Source organism: Streptomyces abikoensis (genome assembly GCF_014648775.1).
Lineage (GTDB): Bacteria > Actinomycetota > Actinomycetes > Streptomycetales > Streptomycetaceae > Streptomyces > Streptomyces abikoensis.
In genome coordinates, this window is sequence record NZ_BMRT01000001.1 from 1,046,607 (window position 1) to 1,058,323 (window position 11,717).

Genomic DNA, 11,717 nt, shown 5'->3' on the forward strand with positions numbered 1-11,717 from the left:
CCACCCCTGTCGGTCACGCGAAGAGCCCGCTCACGCGAAGAGCCTGCGCCAGACCGCTCGTGCCGCGTGGTGGCCGGACATGCCGTGGACGCCCGGGCCCGGCGGGGTGGCCGAGGAGCACAGGAAGACGGCCGGGTGCGCGGTGGCGTAGGGGACGCGCGCGAGCCTGGGGCGCAGCAGCAGCCGCAGGCCCGCCACCGATCCCGTGGCGATGTCGCCGCCGACGTAGTTGGCGTTGCGCGCCGCGAGCTCGGGCGGCCCGGCCGTGGCGCGGGCGAGGACGCGGTCGCGGAAACCGGGGGCGAAGCGCTCGATCTGTCGCTCTATCACCTCCGTCGCGTCGCCCTCCCAGCCGTTGGGCACGTGCCCGTACGCCCAGAAGGTGTGCTTGCCCTCGGGCGCGCGCGTGGGGTCGATGATGCTGGGCTGGGCGGTGATGAGGAAGGGGACGGACGGGTCGTCGCCCTCGACGGCGGCCCGCAGGGCCTCCCCGATCTCGCCGAAGGTGGGGCCGACATGGACGGTGCCGGCCCGCCGGGCGGGCTCGGCCGTCCAGGGCACGGGCCCGTCCAGCGCGTAGTCGATCTTGAAGACGCTGGGTCCGTAGCGGAACTTCCGGTAGGCGTCGCCGAGTCCCGCGATCCGGGCGAGCGCGGTGGGCGAGGTGTCGAAGACGAACGCCCGGGCGGGCGGCAGGTCGTCGAGGTGCTTGACCTCGAAGCCCGTGTGGATGACGCCGCCCAGCTCGCGCAGGTACGAGCCGAGGGCGTCGGCGATGGACTGCGAGCCGCCGCGCGGCACGGGCCAGCCGCCCTCGTGGGCGGCGAGCGCGAAGATCAGGGCCATGCCGCCGGTGCCGAAGCCGCTGAGCGGGGCGATGCCGTGGGCGGCGAGCCCGGCGAGGAGGCCCCGGGCCTTCTCGTCGTGGAAGCGGGTCCTGGCCAGCAGCCCGGCGGACTGCCCGGCGACCAGCCCGAAACGGGCGTAGGTGACCGGGTCGCGGGGCAGCCCGTCCCACTGGGTGCGCAGGAAGTCGGCGGCCACCGTGTCCCAGCGGCCGCGGAAGGGCGCCATGAGCCGGCGGTAGCGGCCGGCGTCGCGCGGGCCGAGCGAGGCGGCGGTCTCGCCGACGCTCCGGGAGAGCACGGCGGCCGTCCCGTCGGGGAAGGGGTGCGCCAGCGGCAGCTCGGGGTGGATCCACTCCAGGCCGTGGAGGTCCAGTGGCATGCCGGCGAAGGCGGGCGAGCGGACGGCGAGGGGGTGGACGGCCGAGCACGGGTCGTGCCGGAAGCCCGGCAGGGTCAGCTCCTCGGTGCGGGCCCCGCCCCCGATGGCGTCGGCGGCCTCGAAGACCTCGACGGCGAGGCCCCGCCGGGCGAGTTCGACGGCGGCGGTCAGCCCGTTGGGCCCCGCCCCCACGACGACGGCGTCGAGCATGGTGGCCACCGGAATCCCCTCGTCTCCTTGGGTATCAGCCGGCGGACGCCAGCAGCCCCAGGATATGCCGCAGCGTCTTCTCGTCCCGCGCGGCGCTGAGGGGAAGCGCGTTGCCGCCGGTGATCCGGAACGGCTCGCCCGCGACCGTGGCGCTCGCCCCGCCGGCCTCGGCGACCAGCAGCAGTCCGGCCGCGTGGTCCCAGGCGTTCTCCCATGTGAAAGCCAGCGAATCCAGCGTGCCGCGGGCCACCGCCAGGTACTCCAGGCCTGCCGAGCCGCAGGGGCGAGGGGCGACGCCGTCGGTGAGCAGCGTCGCGAGGACGCGCTTCTCCTCGTCGGTGGTGAAGTCGTAGTGCGAGATCGCCACGGTCAGCTCGCGGCCCGGCTCGGGGGAACCGGAGCGCAGCGGTACGCCGTTGAGGACCGCTCCCCCGCCGCGCCGGGCGACGGCCAGCTCGTCGAGCGCGGGGGCGTACGTCCAGGAGGCCAGCAGCTCGCCGCGGTGGGCGAGGCAGACGAGGGTGGCGAAGCCGGGGTCGCCGTGGACGAACTGGCGGGTGCCGTCGACGGGGTCGACGATCCACACCGGGGCGTCCCCGCCGAGGGCGCCGAGCACGGACGGGTCGGCGTGCACGGCCTCCTCGCCGACCACCACCGAGCCGGGCAGGAGGGCGGTGAGGGCGTGGGTGAGCTGTTCCTCGGCGAGCCGGTCGGCGACGGTGACGAGGTCGTGCGGGCCGTTCTTCTCCACGATCTCGTCCGCGGCGAGCTGCCGGAAGCGCGGCAGGATCTCGGTGGCGGCCGCCTTGCGGACCGCCTCCTCGACCTCTCCGAGATCGCCTTCGAGGAACGTGGCGAGGGACTTTTCGATCGTCTGAACCATATGAACATCGAACCACGCGGCACCGACGACCGGTGGTGTGGCGATGGCCTCACCATGACGTTCGCATGAACGCCTGGTCAGCGTCCCACCGCGTACCCCTGCATCCCGCGCGGGTTGGCGGCCGCCGACAGCACGCCCGTCTCCGGGTCGCGGGCGACCGCGCACAGCCGGCCCTCCGACCACGGCCCGCCGACCGTGACCGCGTGCCCCCGGCGGCGCAGCTCTGTGATGGCGCTCTCCCCGAGCCGCGATTCGACGGTGACGGCGCCGGGGCGGGCCGTCCGGGGGTGGAAGGAGCCGGGGAAGCTCTCCTGGTGCCAGTTGGGGGCGTCGATGGCGCCCTGGAGGTCCGGCCCGCCGCGCACCTCGGGGCGCAGGGCGAGGGCGAGGAAGAAGTGCAGTTGCCACTGGTCCTGCTGGTCGCCGCCGGGGGTGCCGAAGGCCAGGACGGGTTCGCCGCCGCGCAGGGCCAGCGACGGGGTGAGCGTGGTGCGCGGCCGGCGGCCGGGCGTGAGGCTGTTGGGCAGGCCCTCCTCCAGCCAGGCCATCTGGAGCCGGGTGCCGAGGGGGAAGCCGAGCTCGGGCACGACGGGGTTGGACTGGAGCCAGCCGCCGCTGGGCGTCGCGGAGATCATGTTGCCCCAGCGGTCGACGACGTCGAGGTGGCAGGTGTCCCCGGAGGTGGCGCCGTCGGCGCCGACGGTGGGCTCCCCGCCGCCCGCGTGGAGGGCCGGCGGGGCCTCGCCCTCGGGGAGCCGGGCGAGCCGTGGCACGCGTCCGCCGGGGCTGCCGGGGCGCAGCTCGTACGAGGCTGTGGCGCCGATGAGCTTCCGGCGCTCGGCGTTGTAGGCGTCCGACAGCAGCGCGTCCAGCGGTACGTCGCCGGTGGCGTCGCCGTACCAGGCCTCGCGGTCGGCCATGGCGAGCTTGCCGCCCTCGATGAGGGTGTGGACGTATTCGGGCGTGCCGGGGGCGGGGAGGTCCTCGGGGAGGAGGGCCAGTTGCTGGAGGAGGACGGGGCCCTGTGACCAGGGGCCGGCCTTGCAGACGGTCCAGCCCCGCCAGTCGAAGGTGACGGGGTCCTCGTAGCCGGCGTGGTGGCGGGCGAGGTCGTCGCCGGTGAGGGTGCCCGTGTGGCGTTCCCCGGAGGTGTCCAGGGTGGGGCGGGCGGCGGCCCGGACGAGCGCCTCGGCGATGAAGCCCTCGCGCCAGATCCGGCGGGCGGCGTCGATCCGTGTCTCGCGGCCGGGGCCGGCCGCCTCCGCCTCGGCGAGGAGCCGGCGCCAGGTGGCGGCGAGGGCGGGGTTGCGGAAGAGGACGCCGGGGGCCGGGGGTCTGCCGCCGGGCAGGTAGAGGGCGGCGGAGGACGCCCACTCCGGTTCGGTCTCGAACAGCCTTTGGACGGTGGCCACGGTCGCCCCGACCCGTTCGACGGGCGCGTGGCCGTGCTCGGCGTAGCCGATCGCGTGGCCGAGCACCTCGCGGAGGGACTTGGTGCCGTGGTCGCGCAGGAGCAGCATCCAGGCGTCGAAGGCGCCGGGCACGGCCGCCGCGAGGGGGCCGGTGCCGGGGACGAGCTCCAGGCCGAGCGAGGTGTAGTGCGCCACGCTCGCCCCGGCGGGGGCCGGCCCCTGGCCGCACAGCACCCGCACCGGTCCCCCGGCGGGGGCGAGCAGCGCGGGCACCTCACCGGCCGGCCCGTTGAGGTGCGGCTCGACGACGTGGAGGACGAACCCGGCGGCCACGGCGGCGTCGAAGGCGTTGCCGCCGCCCTCCAGGACGGCCATCGCGCACTGGGAGGCCAGCCAGTGGGTGGAGGACACCATGCCGAAGGTGCCCTGGAGGGTGGGCCGGGTGGTGAACGTGGGGAACGTCGGACTCACAGCCCCCAGCTAGGCAGACGGCGGACGGGCGCACAAGAGTTACGGTGGATTCCGCCGTCGGCCGGGTGGCCGATGGCCGGGAACGAGCGGGAGGACGCGGCCGTGCACGGCGAATACAAGGTTCCGGGCGGAAAACTCGTCGTCGTGGACCTGGCGGTCGAGGACGGCTCGCTGCGCGACGTCCGGGTGGCCGGGGACTTCTTCCTGGAGCCCGACGAGGCGCTGCTCGACATCAACCGCGCCCTGGAGGGCGCGCCGGCCGACACCCCCGCCCCGGAGCTCGCCGCCCGCATCGACGCGGCGCTGCCCGAGGGCACGGTGATGTTCGGCTTCTCCTCCGAGGCCGTGGGCGTGGCGGTGCGGCGGGCGCTGGCACAGGCCACCGATTGGCATCACTACGACTGGCAGCTGATCCACGACGGCCCCCAGTCCCCCGCCCTGCACATGGCGCTGGACGAGGTCCTCACCGCCGAGGTCGCGGCGGGCCGGCGGCCGCCGACGCTGCGGGTGTGGGAGTGGGCGTCCCCGGCCGTGATCATCGGCAGCTTCCAGTCGCTGCGGAACGAGGTGGACCCGGAGGGCGCGGAGCGCCACGGGATGACGGTGGTGCGCCGGATCAGCGGCGGCGGCGCCATGTTCGTCGAGCCCGGCAACACGATCACGTACTCGCTGTGCGTGCCGGACGCGCTCGTGCAGGGCCTGTCCTTCGCCGACAGCTACGCCTACCTCGACGACTGGGTCCTCGCCGCGCTTGAGGGCATGGGCGTCAAGGCCTGGTACCAGCCGCTCAACGACATCGCCACGGAGGCGGGCAAGATCGCGGGGGCCGCGCAGAAGCGGGTGGTGTCCGGCGACGGCGCGGTGCTCCACCACGTGACGATGGCGTACGACATCGACGCGGACAAGATGCTCGACGTGCTGCGCATCGGCAAGGAGAAGCTCTCCGACAAGGGGACGAAGTCCGCGAAGAAGCGGGTGGATCCGCTGCGGCGGCAGACGGGTCTGGCGCGGGACGCCGTGATCGAGCGCATGGTGGAGACGTTCCGGGGGCGGTACGGGCTCGCCGACGGGGCCGTCACGCCGGAGGAGATGGCGCGGGCGGAGGAGCTGGCCGCGACGAAGTTCTCCTCGGAGGAGTGGACGGCGCGCGTGCCGTAGGGGTGGTGCGGGCCCCCGCCGATGACGGCGGGGGCCCAACGGTCAGCACTCGATGACGCCCTTGGCGATGCCCTTGAACGCGCCGGTGAGCATGCCGATGGCGACTCCTTCGGGGCCGGTCAGGGCACCCGTGACACCTCCGACGACGATGCTGGTGCCGATCTTCTTGGCCATGCACTTGTCGTGCTCGTCGCTGTTCTTGGCGGCGGGGGCGGCCATGAGGGACTTCACCGCCGCCGTCACCTCGGGAGTGGCGGAGGTGCCCAGGGAGAAGGTCGGGGGCGAGATCGTGCCGGTGACGGTGTCGCCGGTGACGCCTTCGATGGTCTGGGTGACGGTGTTGCCGTTCACCGCGAGACCGACCTTGTGGGTCGTGCCGTCGGTGTCCGTGACGGTGCCGGGCTGCACCGTCGCGATCGTGCCGCCGTTGGCGTCACTGACCCGGACACCGCCGTTGTGGGCGGTCAGCTTGGCGCCTTCGGGCACGTCCACGGTGGCCGTCGCGGTCCTCGCGAGGGCGGCGGGCTTGACGTCGGTGCCGCCGGTGCCGCTGCCGGGCGCGTCCGCGCTGGTGCGGGCGACGTACATCGTGGAGCCGGCCGCCGAGTTGATGACGGGGACGGTCACCGTCGCGTCGGCGGTCCACGGCTGGTTGTCGGTGTTGAAGGTCCAGGTGCCGGTGACCTTCTTGCCGACGGCGGCGAAGTCGACCCAGCCGTAGTTCTTGGCCGGGACGTCGATCGCGATGCCGTTCACGGTCGTCTCGTCGGACTGGTAGGTCTGCGTCGCGGTGAGCTGGTTGCTGATCAGCGCCTGGACGGGGACGGAGACACCACCGGAGACGCCGACGGAGGTCGACACGCCGGCGGAGAACGACTGTGCCCAGCCGGAGTGGTAGATCGTGGTGAAGACCTGCTTCATGGTGCCGCTGGTGTCGTTGTACCAGACCGACGAGGCGGGCTGACGGGGCAGGACCTCGGGCTTCCCCTCGGACTTCTGCGTCCACGAACAGGTGGAGGTCTTCTTGGAGCACAGGTCGGTGTAGTAGTCGAGGGCGAGCTGCCTCGCCTCGGCCGCCTTCGCCGCCGGCACCGTCCACTCCTGGCTCGCGCTGCCGTTGCAGATGTTGGGCTGGGCGAGGATGCCCCACAGGTGGAGGCCGCCCCGGTTGTCCATGCACCACTCGGTGCCGCTCTTGTCGTCGCGGCGGACGATGCCGAACGCGTTGGGCTTCCCGTCGACGGGGCGGAAGTGCCACTGCTCGCCGTCCTTGCCACAGGACTGCTGGACGGCGGGCTGGGTGGAGTGGACGCACTTCCCGGAGGAGGTGCTGGCGATGTTGAACGTGCCGGGGTCGCCGAGCTTGATCAGCCGCCAGTTCGTGTAGTTGGTGCCGCCGGGGGTGACGGATATCTGGTTTCCGTCGTTGTTGCCCGTCGCGTTGAGGGTGCCGTCGGTGTTGGTGAAGGTGTAGGCGTCGGTCGCGGCGGCGGCCGCGGGAGTCGCGGTGACGGCGAGGACGGGTACGAGGAGGGTCAGGGCGGCGGCCGGCGCGGTGAGAAGTCTCGCGGCTCTCTTCAGGGCTCGGTTCATGATCGCTTTCTGTGGTGAATCCGTGTCGTTTCTGTGGCGCTCCTGTCGCGTTCGGTGAGCGTAGGGGGAAACAGGCCGGAATGACGGATTCCGTCCGGAACTCGGCTCAGTGATCTAGGACACCTCCCTCACCGGTGAGAGAGGTGTCCGTCGGGGCGGGCGGGGCCGGGGCCGGCTACCCCAGCGCCGGGATCAGATGCTCCCCGTACGCGTCGATCGTCTCCTCCTTCGCGTCGTGCATCGCGTAGAGGGCGAACTGGTCGACGCCCAGCTCCCTGAGCCGCTCCAGGCGTTCGCGGTGGGCGGCCACCGGGCCGAGGACGCAGAAGCGGTCGACGATCTCGTCGGGGACGAAGTCCGTCGAGGGGTTGCCGGCGCGGCCGTGGTGGCTGTAGTCGTAGCCGGAGCGGCGCTCGATGTAGTCGGTGAGGTCGTCGGGGACGGCGCCGGAGTGGGTGCCGTAGCGGGTGACGAGGTCGGCGACGTGGTTGCCGACCATGCCGCCGAACCAGCGGCACTGTTCGCGCGCGTGGGCGAGGTCGTCGCCGACGTAGGCGGGGGCGGCGACGCAGACGGTGACGGAGGACGGGTCGCGGCCCGCGTCGGCGGCCGCGGCGCGCACGGCCTTGACCATCCATTCGGTGAGGAAGGGGTCGGCGAGCTGGAGGATGAAGCCGTCGGCCTCGCGGCCCGCCAGGGCGAGGGCCTTGGGCCCGTAGGCGGCCATCCACACGGGCAGCCGGCCGTCGCGGACCCAGGGGATCCGCAGCGTCTTCCCGCCGCCGACGTCGGCCTCGCGCCCCTCCGCGAGGTCGCGGATGACGCGCATCGACTCGCTCAGCGTGGCGAGGGTGTTGGGCTTGCGCCCGGCCACCCGCATCGCGGAGTCGCCCCGGCCGATGCCGCAGACGGTGCGGTTGCCGTACATGTCGTTGAGGGTGGCGAAGGTGGAGGCGGTCACCTCGGGGGTGCGGGTGGAGGGGTTGGTGACCATGGGACCGACGATGAGGCTGTCGGTGTGTTCCAGGATGCGGCTGTAGATGACGAAGGGCTCCTGCCAGAGCACGGCGGAGTCGAACGTCCAGCCGTAGCGGAAGCCCGCGCCCTCGGCGCGTCTCATGAGGTCGACGACGGCGGTGGCGGGCGGGTCGGTCTGGAGGACGAGGCCGAAGTCCACGTGCGGGGTGCTCCTTACACGTTACGGGAGGTACTGGCAGGTGGTGCGGGGCACGTAGCGGCCGTGGCCCGCCCGGCCGGTGAACTTCCGTCGGTCGATGACGGTTTCGCCGCGCGAGAGGACGGTCTCCACCTGCCCGGTGATCTGTTTGCCCTCGTAGGCCGAGTAGTCGACGTTCATGTGGTGGGTGGACGCGGAGAGCGTCTGCCGCGCGTGGGGGTCGTAGACGACGATGTCGGCGTCGGCGCCGGGGGCGATGGTGCCCTTGTGCGGGGCGAGGCCGAACATCCGGGCGGGCGCGGCGCAGGCGATCTCGATCCAGCGGCGGCGGGAGATGTGGCCGTCGACGACGGCCTGGTGGAGGAGGTCCATGCGGTTCTCCACGCCGGGCAGCCCGTTGGGGATCTTCGAGAAGTCGCCCCGGCCCAGCTCCTTCTGGCCGGAGAAGCAGAAGGGGCAGTGGTCGGTGGAGACGACCTGGAGGTCGTCGGTGCGCAGCCCGCGCCAGAGCGCGGCCTGGTGCTCGCGCGGCCGAAGCGGCGTGGAGCAGACGTACTTGGCGCCCTCGAAGCCCGGTTCGGCGAGGTTGTCGGTGGAGAGGAAGAGGTACTGCGGGCAGGTCTCGCCGAAGACCGGGAGGCCCTTGTCGCGGGCCTGGGCGAGCTCGGCGACGGCCTCCTCGGCCGAGACGTGCACGACGTACAGGGGGCTGCCGGCGACCCGGGCGAGCTGGATCGCCCGGTGGGTGGCCTCGGCCTCCAGCAGGGCCCTGCGGACCTCGCCGTGGTAGCGCGGATCGGTCTTCCCCGCCGCCAGGGCCTGTTCGACTAGGACGTCGATGGCGATGCCGTTCTCGGCGTGCATCATGATCAGCCCGCCGTTGCCGGCGGCCCGCTGCATCGCGCGCAGGATCTGCCCGTCGTCGCTGTAGAAGACGCCCGGGTAGGCCATGAACAGCTTGAAGGACGTCACGCCCTCCCCCACCAGCAGGTCCATCTCCTTGAGCGAGCTCTCGTGCACATCGGAGAGGATCATGTGGAAGGCGTAGTCGACGGCGCACCGGCCCTCCGCCTTGGCGTGCCAGGCGTCCAGGCCCTCGCGCAGGGCCTGGCCCTTCGACTGGACGGCGAAGTCGACGACCGTCGTCGTGCCGCCCCAGGCGGCGGCGCGGGTGCCGGTCTCGAAGGTGTCCGAGGAGGAGGTGCCGCCGAAGGGGAGCTCGAAGTGGGTGTGGGCGTCGACGCCGCCGGGGATGACGTACTTCCCCGTGGCGTCGATGACCCGGTCGGCTCTCCGGCTCCGGGCGTACGCGCTGTCCGGGGCGGCCAGCGCGACGACCTTGCCGTCCTCGATCAGGACGTCCGCGGTGATCTCGTCGGCGGCGGTGATCACGAGTCCGCCGCTGACGATCGTGGTGGTCATGGCGTCTCCTCGGCGGCGAGGTCCTGTTGCGCGCGCCGCAGCGCCTCTTCCAGGATCGCGGCGCCCTCCTCGGCCTCCGCGACGGTGAGCGTCATGGGCGGGGCGATGCGCAGGGTGTTGCCCTCGCGGCCGCCCTTGCCGATCAACAGGCCGAGATCCCGGGCGTGTTCGAGGGTACGGGCGGCGGCGCGGGGGGACGGCGAGCCGTCGCGCCCGACGAGTTCGACGCCGGCCATCAGCCCCCGGCCGCGCACCTCGTGGACGACCGTCAGGCCGGCGCCGATGGCGCGCAGCCGCTCCAGGAGGAGGCCGCCGACGCGGCGGGCGTTGCCCTGGAGGTCGTGCTCGATCAGATAGGTGAGGTTGGCGAGGCCGGCGGCCATGGTGACGGGGCTGCCGCCGAAGGTGGAGATGGAGTTGGCCTCCAGGCAGTTCATGACGTCGGCGCGGGCGACGACGCCACCGATGGACATGCCGTTGCCGATGCCCTTGGCGAAGGTCAGGAGATCGGGCGGGCCGCTCGCGGCGTGCGCCTGCCAGCCCCAGAAGTGGTCGCCGGTGCGGCCCCAGCCGGTCTGCACCTCGTCGGTGATCCACAGGATGCCGTGCCGCCCCAGGACCTCGCGGAAGGCCGCGTAGAGCCCGTCGGGCGGCGCGGTGAAGCCGCCGACGCCCTGGACGGGCTCGGCGATCAGCGCGGCGACGGTGCCGTGCGCCTGGCCGAGCACGTCCTCCAGGTCCGCGACGCACGCCTCGATGAACTGTCCGTCGTTCAGGTGGGCGTACGGCCCGCGGCCGCGGACGCCGCCGTGGACGTAGAGCGTCTGCAGCGGCGAGAGGCTGGTGGGCGACCAGCTGGTGTTCCCGGTGACGCCGACCGTGGAGAAGGAACGGCCGTGGTAGCTGTTGCGCATCGCCAGGATCTGGTTGGAGCCCCGGTACGTGGTGGCCAGCAGCAGCGCCGCGTCGTTCGCCTCGGTGCCGGAGGTGGTGAAGAAGACGCGGGCGTCGGGGATGCCGGACAGGCTCGCGACGCGCTCGGCGAGCTCGACCATGTGCCGGTCGAGGTAGAGGGTGGAGGTGTGGAGGATGCGGCCGGCCTGCTCGCTCACGGCCTTGGTGACCTCGGGGAGGGCATGGGCGGTCATCGTGGTGAGGATGCCGCCGAAGAAGTCGAGGTAGCGCTTTCCGGAGGCGTCCCAGACGTGCCGGCCCTCGCCGTGGGTGAGCTCCAGCGGCTCGTCGTAGTAGAGGGCGAGCCAGGAGGGCATCACGGCGCGGTGCCGGTCGTGGAGCGGGGCGGCGGGGCTCATGGGCGCACCAGCCCGTCGTAGGCGTCGGGGCGGCGGTCCCGGTAGAAGGCCCACTGCCGGCGCACCTGGTCGATCACGTCGAAGTCCAGGTCGCGGACGAGCAGTTCCTCCTTGGTGTCGCTGGCCGGCTCGCCGACGAGCTGCCCGCGCGGGTCGACGAAGTAGGAGGTGCCGTAGAAGTCGTTGTCCCCGTACTCCTCCTGGCCCACGCGGTTGATGGCGGCGACGAAGTACTCGTTGGCGACGGCCGCAGCGGGCTGTTCGAGCCGCCACAGGTGGCCGGAGAGGCCCCGGGAGGTGGCGGAGGGGTTGTAGACGAGCTGCGCGCCGGCCAGGCCGAGGGCGCGCCAGCCCTCGGGGAAGTGCCGGTCGTAGCAGATGTAGACGCCGATCCGGCCGACGGCCGTGTCGAAGACGGGCCAGCCGAGGTTGCCGGGCCGGAAGTAGTACTTCTCCCAGAAGCCCTTGATCTGGGGGATGTGGTGCTTGCGGTACTTGCCGAGACAGGTGCCGTCGGCGTCGATGACGGCGGCGGTGTTGTAGTAGAAGCCGGAACCCTCGACCTCGAAGACCGGCACGACGATCACCATGCCGGTCTCGCGGGCGAGATCGCTCATCCGGCGGACGGTGGGGCCGTCCGGGACGGGCTCGGCCCAGCGGTAGTGCTCGCTCTCCTGCACCTGGCAGAAGTAGGGGGCGTTGAAGACTTCCTGGAAACCGATCACCTTGGCGCCCTGCGCGGCGGCGGCGCGGGCGTGCTCCTCGTGCTTGGCGATCATCGACTCGGTATCGCCGGTCCAGGTCGCCTGGACCAGTGCCGCACGGACAACGTTGGCCATGAGCTGCTCCTC

General features: G+C 72.6%; 9 protein-coding genes. 1 reads left to right on the top strand and 8 read right to left on the bottom strand.

Annotated elements, in window-relative coordinates; translation table 11 throughout:
- Positions 1-30: 30 nt before the first annotated feature.
- The 3 genes from IE096_RS04515 to IE096_RS04525 form a co-directional block, all read right to left on the bottom strand.
- Positions 31-1,437 (bottom strand): phytoene desaturase family protein, encoded by a 1,407-nt coding sequence (locus IE096_RS04515; protein WP_189449590.1) that lies wholly within the window; start codon positions 1,435-1,437, stop codon positions 31-33.
- A 34-nt stretch (positions 1,438-1,471) separates the two neighbouring features.
- Positions 1,472-2,320, bottom strand: coding sequence for an inositol monophosphatase family protein (locus IE096_RS04520; protein WP_189448577.1), 849 nt, complete (start codon positions 2,318-2,320; stop codon positions 1,472-1,474).
- A 77-nt stretch (positions 2,321-2,397) separates the two neighbouring features.
- A complete protein-coding gene (locus tag IE096_RS04525; RefSeq protein WP_189449591.1) occupies positions 2,398-4,146 on the bottom strand; it encodes a gamma-glutamyltransferase family protein in 1,749 nt (582 codons plus the stop codon).
- Between the two features lie 159 nt (positions 4,147-4,305).
- On the opposite strand from IE096_RS04525, the gene lplAB reads away from it, so the two are divergent.
- Positions 4,306-5,361, top strand: coding sequence for a lipoate-protein ligase LplAB (gene lplAB / locus IE096_RS04530; RefSeq protein ID WP_189449592.1), 1,056 nt, complete (start codon positions 4,306-4,308; stop codon positions 5,359-5,361).
- A 42-nt stretch (positions 5,362-5,403) separates the two neighbouring features.
- On the opposite strand, the gene IE096_RS04535 is transcribed toward lplAB, so the two are convergent.
- From IE096_RS04535 to IE096_RS04555, 5 genes are all read right to left on the bottom strand, one after another.
- Complete coding sequence (locus IE096_RS04535; RefSeq protein ID WP_189448579.1) at positions 5,404-6,954, bottom strand: RICIN domain-containing protein; 1,551 nt, start codon at positions 6,952-6,954, stop codon at positions 5,404-5,406.
- 175 nt (positions 6,955-7,129) lie between these two features.
- Complete coding sequence (locus tag IE096_RS04540) at positions 7,130-8,131, bottom strand: TIGR03842 family LLM class F420-dependent oxidoreductase (RefSeq protein WP_189448581.1); 1,002 nt, start codon at positions 8,129-8,131, stop codon at positions 7,130-7,132.
- A gap of 21 nt (positions 8,132-8,152) precedes the next feature.
- On the bottom strand, positions 8,153-9,553 hold the full coding sequence (gene hydA, locus IE096_RS04545; RefSeq protein ID WP_189448583.1) for a dihydropyrimidinase: 1,401 nt from the start codon (positions 9,551-9,553) through the stop codon (positions 8,153-8,155).
- The gene (locus IE096_RS04550; protein WP_189448584.1) at positions 9,550-10,866 is read right to left on the bottom strand and encodes an aspartate aminotransferase family protein; all 1,317 of its coding nucleotides are present in this window, start codon (positions 10,864-10,866) and stop codon (positions 9,550-9,552) included. The genes hydA and IE096_RS04550 overlap by 4 nt, the downstream gene beginning before the upstream one ends.
- The gene (locus IE096_RS04555; protein WP_189448586.1) at positions 10,863-11,705 is read right to left on the bottom strand and encodes a nitrilase-related carbon-nitrogen hydrolase; all 843 of its coding nucleotides are present in this window, start codon (positions 11,703-11,705) and stop codon (positions 10,863-10,865) included. The genes IE096_RS04550 and IE096_RS04555 overlap by 4 nt, the downstream gene beginning before the upstream one ends.
- Between the last annotated feature and the right edge of the window lie 12 nt (positions 11,706-11,717).